Genomic DNA, 22,247 nt, shown 5'->3' on the forward strand with positions numbered 1-22,247 from the left:
ACTTACAGAAGCCATCATTAATGGTGACTTCTGTTTAGCCTAATTTATTTAAAAATATTTGAGGGGGATAGGTGAGAGAGTCAATAGCAAGTGTTTTGGATGTAAGACCTAATTTAAAAGGCTCTGAAATAGCAGCAATTCTTGGATGGAATAAAAAAGAAATAAATTCATTCCTAGCGCAGCATTCTGATGTCTATATAAGAGATGAGTCTGATTTTACGTGGAATAATAAAAATCCGTTAAATGTTAAAGAAATAAAAATTGATTTTCCTTCCGGATGGATAGATGCGGAAGTATATGAAAATAAGGTTTTAGCGGGATGTGATTTTTTCAAGGATACGGCAAGGGTATCCTTTATCTTTAAAAAAAATACTAAATTATTATTGGAAGTTATTGCTAGATTTATCTCATTGATAAATCAGCTTAATGATTATGGCATTAAGGTTGTTGTAGATCTTGATAATTGTTCTGGAGCACATAGCTATTTGAATAGAAATGGTTTTTTTGATTTCACCAATAAAGGGATCATTGTCTTACCTAAACGACCTACTTATTCAACAGCACAACAATTTAAGGGAAATTGTCAGTCTTTAGTTGAGTTTGGTGAAATTTGTCCACAGAGTGAAAATAAACAATTAAAAAGTGACTTGAGGACAAGTTTTATTGCGCAGACATCATCAGAATATGCGAATGTAGCCACTCTATTTTTTGCTGAATTTATTGGGAATGTCAGTGATCATAGTGAGTCTAAATTGAAGGGATTTGCTGGATTACAGCTATATAGTCCACCGAATTCAAAACAGCATATACAAGCTGTAATTTCTGATAGTGGTAGAGGAGTAGTGGCAACATTAAGGACGACTCTTAAACATAACTATCCAGATCTATATAAAAAATATCCTGAGGGCCAAGAAGAATCAGATATAGGTTTGGCATTGGAAGTTTTTTCAAAAGGAAGAATTACTCGGTTTGGTAAAAGTAGTGGTAGAGGATTAGGTTTTAAAAGTACAACTGATAATGCAAGTAGGTTTGATGCAAATCTAAGTATTAGGTTGAATAATTTTAGTATTCAATTGATCTATCGAAAAGGTGAGCTGATTAGTGAAGATATACTTAGAAATCTAACATATATACATGGCACACATATCTGTTTTGATTTTATAATTGACTGAAGCTGTTTAAACAGGTTAAATTTAACAGATGACTAAAAAAAATTTTATAGAGCTTAGAAAACTTGTTAACTCATCTGTTGCTTTTGGCAATCAAGAAGGGAGAGAGGTTTATCAAGCTATATCAATGTATATTGATGAACACCCTGAGTACTCTATTTTCGAGGTATCTTTACGAGGTATTGATGCTACAGATGCCTCTTTCCCGAGAGAAAGTATCGTATCACTGGCAAAAAATTTCCGTGGGGAAAAAGCTTTTTATTTAACAAATTTTAAGAACAAAGATTTAATAGATAATTGGCAATACGGTGCAGAGGCTAAAGAGCAACCTTTGTTAATTAAGCATGAAGATAAGCAGCTTTGGATAGGTCCAAAAGTTAATTCAGCAACACAAGAATTGCTAGATTTTATTTATGAACAACCAAAAGTTACAACCTCTTTGATTGCTAATCATTTTGATGTTTCTATTCCGAACGCAAGCATGAAGCTAAAAAAACTGTTTAATCAAGGTTATATCTTAGGTGAAAAAGAAACAGCATCTTCTGGTGGGCATGAGTTTGTTTATCGACCAATAAAAGATTAAATAATCTGATTAAACTGTTTGACTTAATCAGATTTATTGGATTATAGTCTTCAAAAGGGCGAAAAGCCCTTTTTGAAACCTTCTGATTAAACAGATTAAATTAAACAGAAATAAGGAGTTTAGCTATGGCTACAAATCCTCCATCAGGCGATGGACATCGTAATGGAATGGTTCGTGATCGTTCTCAAACACAAACCCCAAGTGGACATTGGGTTAAACGTGACACTGATACTGGGCGTTTTATGGATGTTAAGACATCTGATAAGACACCCTTTAAAGGTGTACGTAAAGAAAAATAAACCAGTAAATAATGCTCAATGGCTTTTCGAAGCCATTGAGTATCCTATTAAATTTTTGAATTAGAGGTTGTAATAATGGCGCGTAACCGTACTGTAAACTATGCTGTTGTTGATATTAAATTACTTCGAGAAGGTACAACAGTTGAAACTTATGTTGAGGTTTTTGAAGAACTTCGGAAAAATCCTAGACCGATTCCAATGGAACGTAATAACTATCTAAAATTTCGCTTTATAAAACCATTAAATGAAGAGAACTTGCTTAATGGTTTTAGTAGAGAAGTTTTTAAAAGTAATGGACTTACAAGTGATTGGTATGACGAAGAAAAAAATGAAAGGAATCGCCATAAAAATGTAGAGGAAAACTATATTCCATCTAATTTAAAAGCAAATCCAAGATTCTTTAAATTTATATTCTTTCCTTTACATCAAAAATTGGTTTGTGAAGTGAAGGACCCTGAAAATGAGATCCAAATTGGATTGCTTGAAAAGTTTTTAAAGAAGCTAATTATAACGGATAAATTGCAGGACAAATTTGGACGAATCATAGTTAGTACAGTCCCTGAAGTAATTTCAGCAGAAAAGATTATCAATTCGAAAACTTTAAAACGAATTCAAATCTGTTTAGAAAAGCCAGAAATAGGTGAGCAGTTCGATTCATCTCACAAAGTTATTTCTCATATGGTTGATATGAATACAGAGTCTTATATTCAGACATATATCGCAGGTAAAAATGATTTTTTAAACTTAAGCGATGAAGTAAAAGAGCTCATAAAGTTTGCTGCAGAGCATGGCATTATTGAATATAAGATCGAAAATCAAGAAGGGTTAATAGAAGATAAAAGTACTGCTGAATCTAACCCTTTAATTATTAGAGTTCAGTATGATCCAGATGAAACAGATCAACATTATTTGATCCAAGCTAAAGCATTGGAAATTGTAAGTAACATTAATTAGTGGTCAAATTCGAAGTAGTGAATAGAGTGGGGTGCTATTTCATCCCACAGGTTTAACTAGCCATTTGGAGTAGTAATCATTGGATGTAATCTTAAAATATTTACCTCTTATCATTTTTATTTACCCAATTTTATCTTGGTTAGATAGCAGAAAACGCTTTACCCATAGTGCAAAATTTTATGCAGATAGGGCGGTATCTGTTAAAAAATATGAAGAAGAAATTAAGCGAGCTGATATCACTGATTATGAAAAGAGTGCCTTTGCACAGGCAATGATTGCCACTGAAAAACTAGGCTTTAAGGAAGTGAATATTCTTAAGCTAAAATCCCCTAATAACTTTTTTTCAATGGTCAATAAAATAAAAAAAATTAGACATAAGATAGAAGTTAAAAAATTTGGGCAGGAAGATGTATTCATTTCAATCGATAGATCTAAGGCATTAAAATTTAAACCAATAATTTATTTCCTTTTATACGTATCATCAGTACCAATTTTTATATCAAATACTCTCTTAACTTTGTTGTTTAAATATTTAGGATGGAACTTGTTTTTTGTCGATGAAAATACATATATTTTTTCTCAATTTGCTATCTTAATAGTTGGAGTCTTAGTAGCAATTATTTCTGCTATGAAATTCATCAATCATGAAGTTTTAATGTCACTTATTAAAGAGGATGTTGTTATGGCAAAAGAAGAATTCGAAAGAGTGGATGATGCTGAAGAGCATTCACAAGATAATTTGATCGAGCTTGGGTAAATCTGGGTTAAAGAACATGGACGTTCTTTAATAGTTACAATAGTTTCAATTGCTAGTTAAACTTCCACCACCTCTAAGATAAGTAAGCTTACTTTGTACTAACTCAAACTAGGTACAGTTTAAATCCTTTTAGTACAGTTCCAGAAAATAACTAAATAAAGCTTCAGTTCCTATAAGCTATCCCTTTATCAAAGGATAGCTTGAAAATTTGAGATATATTTTCATATAGGATTTACTTCCTAGAAGCTATTCAGTATGCTTTTCACGTTTCATTTTGATCTAACTTGCTATGTTGGCTAATAAGTTTTTTAAACTTATCCTCGTATCAGTCCTGTTTTTGTTTGCTATAACAACGACGGGAATTTATACGTGGGCGCCTGTTATAGCAAAAAATCTAGATCATCATCATGAATTAAGTATTTCTGTCGAAACAGAAGACTCGAGCCAATGGTCATTAGCTCATCATGATGAAGTTCTGAGTACAGCAGATCAAGATAAAAAAAATCATAACTGGACTAGTTATGATGAACCCGCATTTCATCATTCAGTAAAGCCAATTCAAGCTGATGATCATTTCTCAATTGATCCAGTCTTTTTCCTTAGTTTTGCTTTACCTTTAATCCTCTTATTTTTAGGCTTATTTGAACGCCCCATTCGGTCTTTTAAGCTAAGAAAAAGGATTAACTTTCTCTGTAATTCCTACGCATTTACTAAGACGCTTATTGTTCTAAGAAATTGATTTAACTATACAAAATATTTTTTCATTTTTGTATAGGTATAGTCATGTCTAAAAAAAGTCAGGTAATTTTCGCCTGTGGCTTAGTTGTTATTGCTCCGCAGTTATTTGCAGGAACAAATTATGCACAGTTACAGCAGCAAGCGATTGCAAATGATTCAGTTCTAAAAAGTTTGCAGCAATCTCAGCAGGCGTATGATGTAAATCAAAAATATGCTGGTCGGATGAATAATCCTACGTTCAATGTCGAATTGGATAATTTGGGTAATTCTAAGCTGAAAGACTTGGATGGCCCAACTGCATTCATGGGTTTGTCGCAAGAAATTCCGTTAAATAATAAACTCGCTTTACGTAAGCAATTAGCAGGTTTACAAGGAAATAATAACCAATTTGAGATTACTCAACGACAAGCAGAGTTAAAAGCCGATTTTCGAATCTGCATGTCTAATTGGTATACAGCATCTCAGCGAGCAGAAATTTATGCTGCAGAGAGCAAGCTGAGTGCAAGACAAGCAACAGTTCTAAATGAAAAGCTAAAGTATGGACGGGTGATTCCATCTGATGTTCAACTTAATTCAGCTTTATCTGCTGAGTCCAAATTACGTTATCAAAATGAACTGAAAAAGGTTCAGTTTCAGAAAAATCTGTGTTCAAAATTTGCTTTTGATTTACCAGCCAATGCTATTGATGTTCCTTTAACGATTAACTTTACCGACAAGGTGAGCTTATCTGAACAGCAGGCATTACTAAAAAAACAGCAGGCAAAAACTCAATTTGAATTAGCAAAAAAAGAAGCGGTTCCTGATATCACGCTTGGCGTTGGTGTGCGTAATTATCAAGAAACCGATGACAAAGTTTTTTTGGTTTCTACTTCAATTCCGCTTTCAATATTCAATCGCAACAATGGAAATATTGCACTCGCACAAGCACAGCAAACCAATGCTGAAACTCGTTCAGATTTAATTAATCGAAATTCAAAGATTGAATTGGATAACAAATCTATTGAGGTATCCAGTTTGATTGATGCAATCAAGCAATATGACCAATCTGTTTTACCTGCAACAAAAGAAAGTTTACGCATTGCAGAAATGGGTTATCAGGCAGGAAAAATTTCACTACTGGAATTTAATAGCATTAAACAAGTTTGGTTAGAAAAACATCTCGCTCGATTTGATTTGTGGTTGGCTTTGCAAAATCAGATTGCAGAAGTTGAACGAAATTATGTAACGAATTTAGATCAAGAATAAGGGCAGAGAATATGAATAAACCAAAGAATACGGTCATTGCTACAGGCGTTATGGCTTTACTTGTCATGTTGTGTGCTCTGGCTTGGTACAAAACAGGAAACAAATCACAGACGTCTTCTGCACATGGTGAAGCTGTCGAAGAGAAAGCTGCTGTCGCAGGTGATGAAAAAGGTCCACATGGTGGACGCTTATATCGTGATGGAGACTTTTCAGCAGAGGTCAAAATTTTTGAAGAAGGTGTAGAGCCGCATTTACGTGTCTATGGCTACTACAAAGATCAGCCTTTAAAGCCGAGTGAGATTAACGCGAATATTTTTATTAAGCGCTTAGATGCTGAGCAAACCATTCGCTTCAAGCCTGAAAGTGATTACTTGATTGGAGATGAAATTGTTTATGAACCGCATTCGTTCTTGATGGTGATAAATGTTGATTACCAAGGCAAGAAACACAGCTGGAAATGGGATACCAAAGAAGGCCGTGTAACGATGCTGGATAGCAGTATCAAAAGCAGTGGTTTAGAACTTCTTAAAGTTGAACCCATGACTTTTGAGAATGCGCTTGAGCTTAAAGGTGAGCTTAAATTCCCAGACAATTTTGAAAGTTTCATTACGCCTAAAGCAAGCGGAACACTTATCAAAACCTATCGCACTATTGGTGATAAAGTCAGTCAAGGTGATCTGTTAGCGACTGTTCAAAGCCAAGATCTGATCCGCTTAAATGCTGAGCGATCCATTGCATTAGATAATTTGCAATTTTCACGCAAAAAGATGGAACAGGAACGCGTATTATTTCAAAAACGCGTATCGCCTGAAATTGACTACATCAATGCAAAACGTGAATACGATGATGCACAGACTCGTGCAAATGAGCTGAATAGCTTAATCAGTTCATACGGTGGTTCAGGTAACGGAACAATTGAAGTAAGAGCGGCAATGTCGGGCACAGTTTTACAAGTGCTTGCTGCTGTGGGTTCAAATGTAACACCAGCTTCACCACTTTTTAAAATTGCAAATACTTCACAGTTGCTTGCAGTGGTCAATGTGCCGGCTGATAAGCTGAATGCAATTAATCCAGATGCAAAAGTAACCGTTAAACCTCAAGTACAGGAAAGTACGGAGGAAGCACTGGGTAAGATTAAATACATTAGTGATGTGATTGATCCGAAAACACGTACTGCTCAAGTCTTTATTGAAATTGCGAACCAATTTAAATGGCGTTCTGGTCAGCTTGTTACCGCACAAATATTTGAAAATCAAAGCACGAAAGCCATGGTTGTGCGTGAAGATGCATTACAAAACTTCCGTGATTGGGATGTGGTATTTATCCGTGTAGGAAATGACTTTGAAGCACGTCCTTTAGAACTAGGCGATAAATATAACGGTTTTGTTGAGGTGAAATCTGGTCTTAAAGCAGGTCAGGTGTATGCAGCAGGCAATTCCTACTTATTAAAAGCAGAGCTAGGTAAATCTGGCGCTACTCATGATCACTAAGGGGTAGCGACTATGTTTGATCAAATTGTTAAGCTCTCGATCAAGAATCGATGGCTTGTACTGATTGTCTTTCTGTTTATCGGTGCATTTGGCGTTTATAACTATTTTAAACTGCCGATTGATGCTGTGCCTGACATTACTAATGTACAAGTCCAAATCAATAGTGAAGCGCAAGGCTTATCTCCAATGGAGATGGAGTCACAAGTGACCTATCCAATTGAAACGGCTTTGGCTGGTATTCCGAATCTGGAATACACACGTTCTGTATCGAGATATGGTTTATCTCAGGTTACGGCGATTTTCAAGGAAGGCACGGATATCTATTTTGCTCGTCAACTTGTAAATGAAAAGTTGCAAGGGGTTACTCCAACACTTCCGGGTGGCATATCGACTTCAATGGGGCCTGTCTCAACAGGGCTTGGCGAAATCTTTATGTACACTGTTGAGAACGCAAAAGATAATCCAAATCCATTATCACCCACTGAATTAAGAACTCTGCAAGATTGGGTGATTAAACCACAGCTTCGAAATGTAGAAGGTGTGAATGAAATCAATACCATTGGCGGTTATCTAAAACAATTCGTGGTGCAGCCTGATTATGTATATTTACGCAGTATTGGTTTAGATCAGCAGGATATCTTGGATGCTATTTCTAAAAATAGCATGAACAAAGGGTCTGGTTATATTGAGAAGAATGGCGAACAGTATTTGATTCGCTCAGATTCTCAAATTAACTCAATTGAGCAAATTCAAAATATCCCTATTACGACAAGCAGCGGTTACATTCTTCGATTGAAAGATGTGGCAAAAATATCAATTGGTCACGAGTTACGTACAGGTGCAGCAACTAAAGATGGGCAAGAAATTGTCTTAGGTACTGCATTTATGCTGATTGGTGAAAACTCGCGAAATGTTGCTCATGCGGTAGATCAAAAGTTACAAAAAGTCCAAGAGTCATTGCCAGAAGGTGTTGAGGCGAAAGCCGTTTATAACCGTACAACTTTGGTTGATGCAACAATCGACACAGTAAAGAAAAACCTTCTTGAAGGTGCAATCCTCGTTATTGTTGTTCTGTTCTTATTCCTTGGGCATTTCCGTGCAGCGCTCATTACTGCGATGGTGATTCCATTGTCTATGCTCATGACCATTACTGGCATGGTGAATCAACGAATCAGTGCAAACTTAATGAGTTTGGGGGCGCTAGATTTCGGGATCATCGTCGATGGTGCTGTCGTTATTGTTGAAGCTTCACTTGCGAAATTAGCGATGAAGCAAAAAGAGTTGGGCCGGATTCTGACGCGTAAAGAACGTTTTGCTACCGTATTTGAAGCAACTAGGGAATCTCGAAAAGCGATTCTTTATGGTCAATTGATCATTATCTTAGTGTATCTGCCTGTCATGACGCTTACTGGTGTTGAAGGCAAGATGTTTACACCGATGGCAGCTACAGTTGTTATGGCTCTCGTGGCTGCAATGGTTCTTTCGATTACTTTTGTTCCTGCAATGGTGGCTTTGGTCACGACAGGTGAAATTAAGGAAGAGGAATCTAAGATTGTTCATTTCATTAAGAAAGTCTATAGCCCAATTTTAGATTGGTCATTGAGTCATCGTTATAAGCTGATCGCGTTCGTCGCTATTTTCTTTGTATTCAGTGCAAGCCTTTCAACTCGCTTAGGTTCTGAATTTATTCCTTCATTAGATGAAGGTGATGTGGCATTACATGCGCTTCGAATTCCTGGCACTTCTTTAACTCAAGCTGTTGAAATGCAGTATGCGCTTGAAAAAGAAATCGTCAAAATTCCTGAAGTAAAAACCATGTTTGCTAAAGTGGGTACAGCTGAAATTGCGACAGACCCAGTTCCACCAAACGTCGCTGATAATTTTGTGATATTGAAACCACGTAGCGAATGGCCGAATCCTGACAAAGAAAAATCAGCTGTTGTTGCCGATATTGAACGTGTGGCAAAAGGCGTTTATGGAAACAACTATGAGTTCACTCAGCCGATTCAAATGCGTTTTAACGAGCTGATTTCAGGTGTTCGTACAGATGTTGCAGTGAAGATTTATGGTGATGATTTAGATCAGTTGCTTGAATCAGCAAATGCTGCAGCGAAAATTTTAGAAGGTGTGAGTGGTACAGCTGACTTAAAAGTTGAACAGCTGAGTGGACTGCCAACGGTATCTGTTGAGCTTAAAAAGGACATGATCGCCAACTACGGTCTTGATGCTGAAGATGTGCAAAAGCAAGTATCCAGTCTGATTACGGGGCAAACAGCAGGTAAGGTTTTTGAGGGAGATCGTAAGTTCGATATTGTGGTTCGAATGGATCAGAACTCCGTTACGGACTTAGACAAGCTTTATCAAGTTCCAGTGAATTTGCCTAATGGTTCAAGTGTACTTTTATCTGAACTAATCGAATTGAAGAATGTTCAGGGGCCAAACCAAATCTCACGTGAAAACGGTAAACGCCGAATTGTAATTACTGCCAATGTTCGTGGTACGGATATCGGAAGTTATATCGCAGAAGCCCAATCTAAACTCAATGCTGACTTTAAATTACCTGAAGGCTATTGGCTGACATGGGGCGGTACATTTGAACAAATGGAATCAGCTTCAAATCGTCTAATGATTGTTGTCCCTCTGGCTTTGATCTTAATTTTTGCCATGATTTATATGGCATTAGGAAATGTCAGAAATAGCGTGCTGGTCTTTACGGGCGTGCCATTTGCATTAACGGGCGGTGTGATTGCCTTAGCTTTACGTGATATCCCATTCTCTATCTCAGCAGCCGTTGGTTTTATTGCACTGTCGGGTGTTGCTGTACTGAATGGCTTAGTTCTAGTGTCTGCAATTCAGAGATTGAGAGATCAAGGTGAAGGATTACTTGAAGCTGTTAGACACGGTGCATTGGAACGACTTCGCCCAGTATTAATTACGGCTTTAGTGGCATCTTTAGGTTTCATCCCTATGGCATTGAATGTTGGGATTGGCTCTGAAGTGCAACGACCGATTGCGACTGTTGTGATTGGCGGAATCTTATCTTCGACCTTATTGACGTTGATTATTTTGCCTACGCTATACGTTTGGTTTAACCAAGGACGTAAAAAGCAATCAGATGATTTTTCTGAGCAGCAAGAAGCCTAGGTGAAAATGCAATGATAGGCATAGTGAGAGATAGAAAGTTTAGAAATTTGATGATGTGGTTCGTCTGCATCATCAGTCTTGCACTATGCCTGCATTTTAATACGCACAATGCAGAGACTGCATACCAAGAACATACGGTTTATGAATTTGAAGGTGTACATTTTCATGATGTGCATCAAAAGCAAAACCATATTCATCATGATAATTTTCATGAGCATTTTGGTGAATATCAGTCTGGTCAATCGATAACTTTGTTATTTACTTTCACCTTTATTTTGATCCTGGATAGAGTGAAAAATTATCTCTATCTGATGATCAGCCGTATTTTCAAACCTCCCAAAACATCGCTAGAAACTTTTCTTTTTAGTTAACTTTGGAGTTTGATTTACATGCAATTTATTTTTTCACAATGGGTGAGACTCAAGGCATTTTTAAAGTTATTGATTACTTTAAGTGCAGTTTTGATGAGTTCTGCACTTTTTGCCCATGGCGTGGCGGAAGGTGACAAAGGCTATATTCAAGAAATTTATGGGGTACACATCATTCCCTTTATTTACCTTGGTGCAAAGCACATGGTTACAGGTTATGACCATTTGCTGTTCCTCGTCGGGATTATCTTTTTCTTATATCGCATGAAAGATATTGGCTTATATGTCAGCCTTTTTGCGATTGGTCACTCTGTGACAATGCTGATTGGGGTGTATTACAACATTTCCATGAATGCATACATTATTGATGCAATTATTGGTTTTTCTATTGTTTATAAAGCTTTGGATAATTTAGGTGCATATCAGCGTTGGTTTGGTTTCCAGCCCAACACTAAAGCAGCGACGTTAATTTTTGGTCTGATTCATGGCTTCGGTTTAGCGGTAAAAATTCAAGAGTATGAAGTTCCGGCAGATGGTCTATTGGCAAACCTCATTGCATTTAATGTCGGGGTAGAGCTTGGTCAATTTATGGCTTTAGCGATGATTTTGCTGTTGATGACAATGTGGCGAAAAACGCCGTATTTCTTCAAAACAGCTTATCAAAGCAACGTTTTTTTAATGTTCCTCGGCTTTTTACTTGTGGGCTTTCAGCTTACTGGCTTCGTTACTCAATAAGGATTTTCAAATATGTACAACGCTCAAATTCCACAAGATGTTGAATTACCTTCTGCAAAGAAACTTGTTAAATCAACCATTATCGCTGCAGTGAGTGCTGCAGTTGTCTTAGTTACAGTTGTTATGCCAGCTGAATACAATATTGATCCTACTGGGGTTGGTAAAGTTCTAGGCTTAACAACGATGGGTGAAATTAAGCAATCTTTGGCTCAAGAGTCTGAAAATGGTATGGGAGAGGCAGTTTCAAACACGATATCGAGTGAAGTTGCAAGTGACCCCAATATTCAATCATCTATGCCAATTGGTGAAGCAGAAAAAATGCTAATGCCTGCAATTCAAAAGCAGCAAATGACAGTTGAGTTGAAGCCCGGACAAGCCACTGAAATTAAGTTGGCGATGCCGGAAAGTGCTAGCGTGAATTTTAAATGGACAACATCAGGCGGTGGTCTAAATTATGACACGCATGGTGATCCAGTGAACGCTCCCAAGGGCTTTTACCATGGTTATGGCAAAGGACGTAATGAAACTCAGCAAACAGGTACATTAAAAGCAGCTTTTGATGGTAAGCATGGCTGGTTCTGGCGTAATAGAACTGAAAGTCCTGTTTCAGTGACATTGGAAGTTGAAGGCCAATTCAGTGATATGAAGAAAGTCTTTTAAGCTTTAAAAAATCTCCTTGGAATAAAATCCAAGGAGATTTTAATTGGCATTGATTTTAGAAATAAAAATTAGGTTCTAAAAGGAGTCCCTAAAATGCTAGAAGTTTTAAAAAATACAACGTATAGGCATTTGTTCTTAGCTCAAGTCATTGCACTTATTGGAACAGGGCTGATCACTATTGCTTTGGCTTTACAGGCGTATGATATTGCTAAAGGGGAGGCTGCTCAGGTCTTAGGCATAGCATTGGCGATAAAGATGATTGCTTATATTGGGGTAGCACCTATTGCTTCAGCATTTGCAGAAAGGCTGCCACGTAAAAAAGTTTTAGTGGGGTTAGATATCATCCGTGCTTTAACTGCTTTATGCCTGCCTTTTGTGACCCAAATTTGGCAAATCTATATTCTAATTTTTATTCTGCAATCTGCATCAGCTGCATTCACACCTACTTTTCAGGCCATGATTCCTGATGTGTTGCCTGATGAAAAAGACTATACCAATGCTTTGTCCCTTTCACGTTTGGCTTATGACTTAGAAAATATCATCAGTCCGATGTTGGCAGGATTTTTACTTGGATTTATAAGCTATCACAATCTATTTTTAGGAACGGTGATTGGCTTTATTGGTTCAGCACTTTTTGTTGTCAGTGCAAAATTGCCTGTTGCTAAAGTACCTGAATTTAAAGGAGTGTATTACAGAATAAAGCAGGGGACAAAAATTTATTTTAATACCCCGCGTTTAAAGGCACTCCTAGCGTTAAACCTTGCGATTGCTTCAGCCAGTGCTGTGGTGATTGTAAATACGGTTGTACTCGTTCAATCAACCTTTAAGCTAAATGAACATGCCACCACTTGGGCCTTTGGCTTGTTTGGCTTAGGGTCTATGCTCTCGGCATTTATATTGCCTAATATTCTGGATAAATTTAACGATCGAGCTGTGATGTTGAGCGGCACAGCTGTATTAGTCGTTGGCTTGTTCTGTGGGTTTTTTATTAACTCATACAACGGACTATTAGCTTTATGGTTTGCTTTGGGAATAGGTTACTCAGTATCTCAAACGCCTACAGGTCGGTTAATTCGTAAATCTGCATCTAGTGAAAATAGAACTTCATTATTTGCCGCGCAGTTCGCTTTTTCACACGCATGCTGGTTAATTGCTTACCCTTTAGTAGGTTGGCTGAGTACCAATTTTGGAACACTCTTTACATTCGTGCCTATGGCGATTATTGCTCTAGTGGCAATGAGTATTGCTTTTATAATTTGGCCAAAACAGGATGAGTCCGTAATAGTACATTCACATGATGACTTACCTGCGGATCATGAACATCTACTCAGTCATAACCATGATGGAAAGCATTCACATGACTATGTAATAGATGAATACCATCAAAGATGGCCGAAATAAATGATGGCCTATGTTTTATTATTTTTAAGTGCATTTGGTGCAGCAATTGGGTATTTAATTTATTGGAAAATATCCTAATTTTTTGAAATTACGTTAAACTGATTTATGCAAGTAAAACAATTGATCAATTTAAAATAGGGGTTTAGCATGAAAGTTATGTTTTTTTGTTTAGTTGGATTGTTCGCAAGTTATGCGAATGCACATTCTGGTGGTACTAATTCAGCGGGATGTCATAACAGTAGTACTGGTGGGTATCACTGCCATTAATAAAAAAGAGTTCTTAAGAACTCTTTTTTATTAAACCAATCGGGGGAGGAAGGTTTATAGTTTGATAGATATTCGAATTATTAAGCCTAAAATAATTTGGTTTTTTAGATTTAACGTAAGTTTTAAAAAAATATAATTAATAAGATAATACCAAGTGCAACACGGTACCAAGCGAAAACTCTCAGTGAATGTTTTTCTACAAATTTGACCAAAGCTTTTACAACAACAAGTGCAGCTATAAATGCAGCTATAAAGCCTATGACTATATTTAATATATTCTCTGAGGTTAATATTGATGCATTACGCATTAAGTCATATGTTGCCGCGCCTAACATTGTTGGCATAGCGAGAAAAAAGGAAAATTCTGTAGCAGCTTTACGTGATAAACCTGAGAGCATACCGCCAATTATCGTTGCTCCTGAACGAGAAGTGCCAGGAATCATTGCAAGGCATTGAGCAAAACCGACAAGAATAGCTTGTTTTATACTAATGTCAGTGGCTTCGAGTGTTTTTGGTTCAAACTTTCTTGCTTCTACTGCGAAAATAATCAATCCGCCAATAATAAGTGCGAAAGCTACGACTAATGGGCTAAACAATACTTGTTTGATGAAATCGACGGCTAATATACCAATGAGAACAGCAGGAAGAAAAGCAATAAAAACATTGATAGCAAAACGTCTAGCATGAGTATCACCAGAGAAAAAACCTTTTACTAAGTCGATTATCTTTTGACGGTAAAGCCAGCAAACAGCAAGAATAGCACCTAGCTGAATGACGACCTCAAATACACGGCCTGAGTCGGATTGAAAATCAATTAAATGCCCAAAAAGAATTAAATGTCCTGTACTTGATATTGGTAGAAATTCTGTTAAACCCTCAATCATTCCTAAAAATAATGCTTTTAAAAGTTCTAGATTTTCCATAAGTAAAAATAATCATGAATGGTTGGAATCTTTTAAGGCATTTCAAACTTTATATAAATGTATCTATGCAAATTTTTACGCAAATTTTACGCGCTATACATATTTCTGAATAGAGATTTTACGGGCGGCTTTTAGATACTAAATCATGGAAATTTATCCATGCTTAGGATGGAAAAGATGAGTGCTAAATTTAAAGCGCATCAAAAAATGTCGTATCAAAACAACTGCGCCATACATGAGGCGATGCAACTTAGAGAGATAAAAAAAAGTGTATTTGCTTTCCATTTTAAGGGGAGTAAAAACTGATGTTAGTATTTATTCTGCTTATCATGAACGTTGTCGCCCTTGCTTATCCGCTTGGTAAATATTTAGCAGCAGTTATGCAAAATCAAACAATGCGAATTGATCCACTTTTCAATTGGATTGAAAAACCGATATATATACTGTTGGGTACGAACCCTAAATTGGGGATGAGTGTCAAAACGTATACCCTAAGTTTTGTACTGAGTTGCATGGTGTTGGGTGGCTTTACTTGGGTTTTATTTATGACTCAAGCGAACTTACCGCTGAACCCCAATCAGGCTCCAAATATGTCGTGGGATTTAGCCCTTCACACCATGATTTCGTTTTTAACCAATACAAATCAGCAGCATTATTCCGGACAGGCTCAGTTGTCGTATTTGTCACAAATGGTGGGTATTGTTGGTTTGCAAATCATTACTCCCATGATGGGGCTAGCAATGGTTGTTGCTACGGTTCGCGCATTATTTTATAAGCAATCCGTTCCGCTGAATATTGAAAAAAACACAACTTCGGGGACTCCATTACAAGGTGTGAATGTCGGTAATTATTGGGCAGATGTCATTCGTCCAACCTTCAGATTTTTAATACCGCTATGCATGGTATGGTCACTTTTACTGACTAGCCAAGGTGTTCCATCAACATTTCAAGGCGGCCCAGAAGTTCAAGTCCTAGACCAAACTGCAGAATTACATACGCAAAAAATTCCATTGGGGCCAGTAGCACCAATGGTTGCGGTTAAACAATTAGGAAGTAATGGCGGGGGCTGGTATGGGCCTAATAGCAGCGTGCCTTTAGAGAATCCAACGCCATTATCTAATTTCCTAGAAATGTTGGCTATTTTACTCATTCCAGTTTCAGTTATTTTTATGCTGGGCTTTTTTACCAAGCGTACAAAATTTGCAGTCTTCGTTTTTGCTTCAATGCTGCTGATGTCAATCATTTCTGCCAGCAGTGCAATTTGGTCTGAAAGTATTTCTACAACGGCAGCACAGCTGTATGCAATGGAAGGTAAGGAAGTACGTTTTGGTGAAGCATCTTCTGCGCTATGGTCAGCATTGACTACACAGGTGAATAATGGCTCAGTCAATATGATGCATGATTCTTCTGCACCGCTCACTGGATTAATCGCATTAGCAAATATGCTGATTAATGCTATTTGGGGCGGGATTGGCTGTGGGTTACAGCAATTTATCATTTATCTATTTTTAGCTGTGTTTATCGCAGGTTTGATGATTGGGCGTACACCTGAACTCTTTGGTCGGAAAATTGAAGCTGGGGAAATTAAGTTACTCGCTGTGGTGATTTTAATTCAACCGATTACGATTTTAACCCTCACTGCAATCACATTGTATTTCCCTACATTAACAGGCAATAGCAATCCTCAATATCATGCTGTTTCACAGGTGCTGTATGAATATGTTTCGGCATTTGCCAATAACGGCTCAGGTTTTGAAGGTCTGGCTGATAATACAATTTGGTGGAATTTAAGTACCAGTTTAGCTCTAGTCTTGGGCCGTTTTCCAACATTGATTATTCCTCTTTTCATTGCCGCACGTTTAGCTTCGAAACGTCAAGCTCCTGAAAGCAGTGGCAGCTTAAAAGTGGAAACTCCGACTTTTGCACTCACGTTGATTGCCATTGTGGTGATGTTGACGCTCTTGCAATTCATGCCTGTACTGGTTTTAGGGCCTATCGCAGACCATTTGTTGTTGGTTAAAGCTTAAGGGTGAAAAATATGAATCATTCAAAACAATCTATTAACGCTGTTCAAAATATGCCGTTACCAACAGTACCAAAGCAAAATCAATCAACATTGTTCCAAGTAGAAGCATGGAAAAATGCTTGTATTAAACTGTTGCCGCAGCATGTCATTAAGAACCCTGTGATGGCGATTGTATGGCTAGGAACACTGATTACGCTGGTGTGCACACTTTTGGGAAAAGCAGACTTAATGTTTGGCATTCTAGTCACAGTCATTTTATTTATTACTGTGCTATTTGCGAATTATGCAGAAGCTGTGGCAGAAGCCAAAGGTCGGGGACAGGCTTCCTCTTTAAGACAAGCACGCCAGAATTTAACGGCACGTCGAATTAAAAATAAAGAAGATGCGGATGGTGAACAAATCGCAGCGACGCTCTTAAAAATGCATGATTTGATTGAAGTTCGTGCGGGTGAGTTGATTCCTGCTGATGGTGAAATTATTCATGGTTTTGCAACCATTAATGAAGCTGCTGTTACAGGGGAGTCAGCACCTGTTTTACGTGAAGCGGGTACTGATAAATCAGGTGTGATTGGTGGCACTAAAGTATTGACGGATCGAATAATCGTGCAAGTCACAGCTGAAACAGGAAATAGCTTTCTTGACCGTATGATTGCTTTGGTAGAAGGTTCAAACCGTCAAAAAACACCGAATGAAATTGCTTTGGGTATTTTACTTACAGTGATGACAGTGACTTTCATTGCAGTTGTTTTCAGTTTGCCAATGATTGGACATTTCTTAAAAATCGAAATTAATCCAATTCTACTGGTTGCATTATTGGTTTGCTTAATTCCAACCACCATTGGCGGCTTGCTTCCTGCTATCGGTATAGCTGGGATGAACCGTGCTTTAAAAGCCAATGTTATTGCTAAATCAGGTAAAGCGGTAGAAGTTGCTGGTGATGTAGATGTACTGCTTTTAGATAAAACCGGCACGATTACTTATGGTGACCGCCAAGCAACTGCATTTTATCCGCTCGCTGGTGTCACTGAATCAGAGCTTTGCCAAGCTGCAGTACTTACCTCATTGGCAGATCCAACGCCTGAAGGTAAATCGGTTGTGGTTCTAGCAAAAGAATATGGACAGCATGTCGATACGCCTGAGCAAGCAGAATTTATTAACTTTGATGCTTCAACGCGTATTTCTGGGATTAACTTGAAAGATGGTCATCAAATTCGTAAGGGTGCATTGGATGCCATTCTTAAGTTTTCATCACAAAATCTTGAGAATCAACTTGAGTTGAAAACCCGCGTTGAACAAGTTGCTTCTAAGGGTGCAACACCGCTTGTGGTCGCAAAAGATCGGAATATTTTAGGTGTCATTGAGCTTTCGGATGTAATTAAAAAAGGGATCAAGGAAAAGTTTGCGCGCTTACGTGAAATGGGCATTAAAACCGTCATGGTGACAGGTGATAATCCACTTACGGCTGCTGCTATAGCTGCCGAAGCAGGCGTAGACGACTATATTGCTGAAGCAAAACCAGAAGATAAGCTCAGCTGTATTCGTGCGGAACAAAACAAAGGGCATTTGGTGGCAATGGTCGGAGACGGTACCAACGATGCTCCTGCTTTGGCTCAAGCTAATATTGGTTTAGCGATGAACTCAGGTACGCAAGCGGCTAAAGAGGCGGGTAATATGGTCGATTTAGACTCCGATCCAACGAAGCTTCTGTCTGTAGTGGAAATTGGTAAGCAGCAGCTGATTACACGCGGTGCATTAACCACATTCTCTTTGGCAAATGACGTCTCAAAATACTTTGCCATTTTACCTGCATTATTTGTCGCGGCTATTCCACAAATGGGTGTGCTGAATGTGATGCAATTGAGTAGCTCTGAAAGCGCCATCCTTTCAGCACTGATATTTAACGCGATTATTATTCCTTTACTCATCCCGATTGCTTTACGCGGTGTGAAATTTAAGCCATCAACGGCAACTCAATTATTACGCCGTAATATGCTGATTTATGGTGTAGGCGGAGTAATGTTGCCTTTTGTTGCGATTAAAGCGATTGATCTGATGATTAGTCAATTGTTATCACTTTGAACTGATGAGGAGAATAAAAATGAATATTGAAAACCATCAAGAAAATGAGCAATTGAATAGTATGTCGACGGCTGGATTCGGTTTAATACGTGCATCCATTGGCTTAACAGCTGTGACCTTGGCTATATGCGGCTTTGCATATAGCTCGGTTGCAGCAGGTTTAGGGCAGGTCATTTTTCCGCATCAAGCCAATGGCAGTTTGATTGTACAGAATGGTGAGGTCATTGGGTCAAGTTTGGTTGCACAGCCTTTTATTCAAGCAAAGTATTTTCAACCGCGGCCGTCCGCGTCAAATTATGACCCTATGGCCATGGCAGGGGGTAATTTGGCACGAACAAATCCAGCATTACATGAAATGATGGATGAGCGTTTAAATAAAATTGTGGCACAAGAGCGCGTTGAAAAATCTCAAATCCCTTCTGATTTGGTAACAGCATCGGGCAGCGGTATCGATCCTGAAATTAGTCTGCAGGCCGCCTTAATTCAGGTCAATCGAATTGCAGCCGCAAGAGGAATGTCAGTACAAGATGTGGAGACATTAGTACTGGAAAGAAGTATTCGGCCTAGCTTCGGAATATTAGGGCAGACACGTGTGAATGTGCTTGAAATAAACATTGCTTTGGATCAGGCTGAAAAAGCGATTTAATAAAATGGAAGGAAGAGGAGAACTATCCTCTTCCTACTAGAAAGGGCATAAATCTAAGATATTTATAAAAGTTATAAATTTATGGATAAAAGTAAAACAAATAAAGTTGATGTGTTTTTACAGCATACTCAACGTTTTCAATCTGGACGTTTGACCATATTTTTAGGGGCTGCTCCGGGCGTTGGAAAAACTTTCGCTATGCTTGTTCGTGCCCATGAATTGGCTTTGCAAGGCAGTGACATAGCGATTGCTTATGTAGAAACACATGGCCGAACTGAAACTGAAAACTTAGTGGCGGGTTTAACTTTGATTCCGCGTAAAATTATTCAATATCAAGAGCACCAGCTTGAGGAAATGGATTTAGATGCGGTACTAGACAAGAAGCCAAATATTGTTCTTGTTGATGAATTCGCTCATACCAATGTACCTGGCAGCCGTCATGAAAAGCGCTGGCAAGATATCAATGAACTTTTAGATGCTGGTATTGATGTTTTTACAACAATGAATATTCAGCACTTAGAAAGTTTGAATGATATTGTTTTTCAAATTACAGGTATCCGTGTTAAAGAAACAGTGCCTGATCGGGTCTTTGAACGTATTCGAGATATTCGTTTAATTGATTTGCCTGTCAATGAATTGCTAGAGCGTTTGAAGCAAGGAAAAGTGTATATACCAGAACAGGCAGAACAAGCTTTACAGCGATTTTTTAATGTCGCTAATTTAACTGCTTTACGTGAACTAGCGATGCAAACAGTTGCTGGTTATGTAGATACAGATGTTCGGGAAAATTTTGCAATTCAAGGGCAAGCGGCTATTCCGCTTAAAAACCATGTTTTGATTATGATAGATGGTCTAGGAAACTCTGAATCATTGGTGCGAGCAGGATGTCGTATTGCCGAGCAACGGATGGCCGCATGGACTGTAGTCACTTTCTCTAAAGATTCTCAGATTCTGCCGAAACAAGCTAATCGTCAAAGCCGAGAAATCGAAATTGCATTGAATATGACTCGGCAAATGGGTGGTATGACGGAAACGCTATACGGTAAACAGCATGCGAAAACTCTTTTTGATTATGTTATTGAGCATGGTATTTCTACTTTGGTTTTATCCCAGCCGAAGAAAGAAGTCTTTAACTTACCTTTGAAAGCAGATTTCGTTGATCAGTTAATCAAACTTCAGCCACGATTCGAGCTTAGTATTGTTCCTGTTTTATCGCCAAAAAATATTGCTGTTTCAGACAATATAGCCTCAGACAGTAGAAGAAATTATTTAACACTGAGCGAAATATCCTACGTACTTGTTACAACAGTGATCAGCATTGTGATCGCAAGCCTAAGTGAAACCTATTTGGGCATTGACGATATTTCAGTTATTTTTATTACTGCTGTGGTATTTGTCGCATCAAAAACAAGGATGCTTGCAGCGGTATTTTCTGCAATTTTATTTTTTTTAGCCTATAACTTCTTTTTTATCAGTCCTAAATTTACGTTGGAAATTTCAGCTCATCAAGGTGTGATCACGGTGCTGGCTTTTTTAGGTGCTGCTTTAATTGCAAGTAAGCTGGCATCTAAATTAAAAGAGCAGGTTACAGCGCTAAAAGCATCAAACAGTTATAACAGTATTATGCAAGATTTAGGACAAAAGCTTTCTACTGCAGTAGATTTACAGCAGGTTCAAGATATTGCAATGCATTGTTTAAACAAAAACCTAAATGCAGATGTTTGGATTTATTCACCAGAAACTGAACAGGAAAATCAAAACTTAGAAAAGATGAGTACAAAGGAACAAATTTCTGCAAATTGGACTTTTAAAAATCATCAGGCTTCAGGCCGTTTTACTCAAACACTGATGGAAAATGCTTGGTGGTTTTTACCGCTATTGGCTTCAAAGCAATGCGTAGGCGTCATTGGGCTAAAATTTCCATTGCAGCAACGGCTTTTAACGTCTGAACAAAAACAATTAGCAGAGGTGATGGTCGAATTTATTGCTCAAGCTATTTGGCGTACGCAATTAACCAAAGCGCTTGAAATTGCTAATGTGAGTTCAGAAACAGAAAGATTACGTTCAGCGTTATTATCTTCAGTTTCACATGACTTACGTTCACCCTTAGCATCAATCATTGGTGCTGCTGATACCTTAAGCAATTATCGGCATTCTATGGACGAAACGGATCAAAATAGTTTACTTGAGGCGATTCATTTAGAAGGTGAACGATTAGACCGCTATATACAAAATTTATTGGATATGACTCGTTTGGGACATGAGGGTCTAACACTGGCACGAGATTGGATTGGTGTCGATGAGCTCGTTGGTTCAGCGGTACGCAGGTTACAACGTTATATGCCGCAAGCTTTAGTTGAGGTGCATTTACCTGATGATCCATTAAGTTTGTATGTACATGCTGCACTCATTGAACAAGCTATTTTTAATGTATTGGAAAATGCCGCTAAGTTTTCACCTGAAAATACACCGATTTCAATTCAAGTTTCTAGGTTAAAAGAAAATGAAATGGAAATAACGATTTCTGATCAGGGGCAGGGGATTCCTGAAAATGAGCGTGATCGTATTTTTGATATGTTCTATACAATGGAACGAGGTGATCGTGGACAACACGGTACCGGATTGGGCTTGAGTATTGTTAAGGCAATTATTGGGGCACACATGGGGGCTATTTCTACTTCATCTCTAAGTCATAATCAAGGCACATGTATCCGCATGCAGCTTCCAATTAATCCATTACCGTAAGGTTTTCAATTAAGGAAA

19 protein-coding genes are annotated in these 22,247 nt (G+C 38.0%); 18 read left to right on the forward strand and 1 reads right to left on the reverse strand.

Annotation, left to right across the window (positions count from 1 at the left end):
- Positions 1–71 precede the first annotated feature (71 nt).
- From Q9R24_RS05915 to Q9R24_RS05980, 14 genes are all read left to right on the forward strand, one after another.
- Positions 72–1,172: an ATP-binding protein gene (locus Q9R24_RS05915; RefSeq protein WP_311203943.1), complete on the forward strand. Its 1,101-nt coding sequence runs from the start codon at positions 72–74 to the stop codon at positions 1,170–1,172.
- A gap of 28 nt (positions 1,173–1,200) precedes the next feature.
- Positions 1,201–1,752: a DNA-binding protein gene (locus tag Q9R24_RS05920; protein WP_071321145.1), complete on the forward strand. Its 552-nt coding sequence runs from the start codon at positions 1,201–1,203 to the stop codon at positions 1,750–1,752.
- Between the two features lie 125 nt (positions 1,753–1,877).
- Positions 1,878–2,051, forward strand: a complete 174-nt coding sequence (locus tag Q9R24_RS05925; RefSeq protein WP_171260619.1) for a hypothetical protein — start codon at positions 1,878–1,880, stop codon at positions 2,049–2,051.
- Positions 2,052–2,126: 75 nt separating this feature from the next.
- Complete coding sequence (locus tag Q9R24_RS05930; protein ID WP_311203942.1) at positions 2,127–3,005, forward strand: DUF4747 family protein; 879 nt, start codon at positions 2,127–2,129, stop codon at positions 3,003–3,005.
- Positions 3,006–3,084: 79 nt separating this feature from the next.
- On the forward strand, positions 3,085–3,762 hold the full coding sequence (locus tag Q9R24_RS05935; RefSeq protein WP_034675506.1) for a hypothetical protein: 678 nt from the start codon (positions 3,085–3,087) through the stop codon (positions 3,760–3,762).
- Between the two features lie 289 nt (positions 3,763–4,051).
- Positions 4,052–4,501: a hypothetical protein gene (locus Q9R24_RS05940; protein ID WP_311203941.1), complete on the forward strand. Its 450-nt coding sequence runs from the start codon at positions 4,052–4,054 to the stop codon at positions 4,499–4,501.
- Positions 4,502–4,545: 44 nt separating this feature from the next.
- Complete coding sequence (locus tag Q9R24_RS05945; protein WP_311203940.1) at positions 4,546–5,745, forward strand: TolC family protein; 1,200 nt, start codon at positions 4,546–4,548, stop codon at positions 5,743–5,745.
- 11 nt (positions 5,746–5,756) lie between these two features.
- Positions 5,757–7,235 (forward strand): efflux RND transporter periplasmic adaptor subunit, encoded by a 1,479-nt coding sequence (locus Q9R24_RS05950; RefSeq protein WP_311203939.1) that lies wholly within the window; start codon positions 5,757–5,759, stop codon positions 7,233–7,235.
- Between the two features lie 12 nt (positions 7,236–7,247).
- The gene (locus tag Q9R24_RS05955; RefSeq protein ID WP_311203938.1) at positions 7,248–10,379 is read left to right on the forward strand and encodes a CusA/CzcA family heavy metal efflux RND transporter; all 3,132 of its coding nucleotides are present in this window, start codon (positions 7,248–7,250) and stop codon (positions 10,377–10,379) included.
- Positions 10,380–10,390: 11 nt separating this feature from the next.
- Positions 10,391–10,750 carry a hypothetical protein gene (locus Q9R24_RS05960; protein ID WP_071321139.1) on the forward strand — a complete coding sequence of 120 codons (360 nt, stop codon included), beginning with the start codon at positions 10,391–10,393 and terminating at the stop codon, positions 10,748–10,750.
- A gap of 18 nt (positions 10,751–10,768) precedes the next feature.
- Positions 10,769–11,482 carry a HupE/UreJ family protein gene (locus Q9R24_RS05965; RefSeq protein WP_311203937.1) on the forward strand — a complete coding sequence of 238 codons (714 nt, stop codon included), beginning with the start codon at positions 10,769–10,771 and terminating at the stop codon, positions 11,480–11,482.
- Positions 11,483–11,494: 12 nt separating this feature from the next.
- Positions 11,495–12,142, forward strand: coding sequence for a transmembrane anchor protein (locus Q9R24_RS05970; protein WP_311203936.1), 648 nt, complete (start codon positions 11,495–11,497; stop codon positions 12,140–12,142).
- Between the two features lie 93 nt (positions 12,143–12,235).
- On the forward strand, positions 12,236–13,543 hold the full coding sequence (locus Q9R24_RS05975; protein WP_071321136.1) for an MFS transporter: 1,308 nt from the start codon (positions 12,236–12,238) through the stop codon (positions 13,541–13,543).
- Positions 13,544–13,699: 156 nt separating this feature from the next.
- Positions 13,700–13,810 (forward strand): YHYH domain-containing protein, encoded by a 111-nt coding sequence (locus tag Q9R24_RS05980; protein WP_228715866.1) that lies wholly within the window; start codon positions 13,700–13,702, stop codon positions 13,808–13,810.
- Between the two features lie 122 nt (positions 13,811–13,932).
- Here Q9R24_RS05980 and Q9R24_RS05985 read toward each other — a convergent pair whose 3' ends face one another.
- Positions 13,933–14,733 carry an undecaprenyl-diphosphate phosphatase gene (locus Q9R24_RS05985; RefSeq protein WP_071321135.1) on the reverse strand — a complete coding sequence of 267 codons (801 nt, stop codon included), beginning with the start codon at positions 14,731–14,733 and terminating at the stop codon, positions 13,933–13,935.
- A gap of 305 nt (positions 14,734–15,038) precedes the next feature.
- Between Q9R24_RS05985 and kdpA the strand changes: the two genes are divergently transcribed.
- The 4 genes from kdpA to Q9R24_RS06005 all read left to right on the forward strand — a co-directional run bounded on the left by kdpA (position 15,039) and on the right by Q9R24_RS06005 (position 22,229).
- Positions 15,039–16,760: a potassium-transporting ATPase subunit KdpA gene (kdpA, locus tag Q9R24_RS05990; RefSeq protein ID WP_071321134.1), complete on the forward strand. Its 1,722-nt coding sequence runs from the start codon at positions 15,039–15,041 to the stop codon at positions 16,758–16,760.
- A 50-nt stretch (positions 16,761–16,810) separates the two neighbouring features.
- Complete coding sequence (kdpB, locus tag Q9R24_RS05995; RefSeq protein ID WP_071321150.1) at positions 16,811–18,838, forward strand: potassium-transporting ATPase subunit KdpB; 2,028 nt, start codon at positions 16,811–16,813, stop codon at positions 18,836–18,838.
- A gap of 19 nt (positions 18,839–18,857) precedes the next feature.
- Positions 18,858–19,484, forward strand: a complete 627-nt coding sequence (gene kdpC / locus Q9R24_RS06000) for a potassium-transporting ATPase subunit KdpC (RefSeq protein ID WP_071321133.1) — start codon at positions 18,858–18,860, stop codon at positions 19,482–19,484.
- Between the two features lie 81 nt (positions 19,485–19,565).
- Positions 19,566–22,229: a sensor histidine kinase KdpD gene (locus Q9R24_RS06005; RefSeq protein WP_311203935.1), complete on the forward strand. Its 2,664-nt coding sequence runs from the start codon at positions 19,566–19,568 to the stop codon at positions 22,227–22,229.
- Positions 22,230–22,247: the final 18 nt, after the last annotated feature.

Source organism: Acinetobacter sp. RRD8 (genome assembly GCF_031844225.1).
Classification (GTDB): Bacteria; Pseudomonadota; Gammaproteobacteria; order Pseudomonadales; family Moraxellaceae; genus Acinetobacter.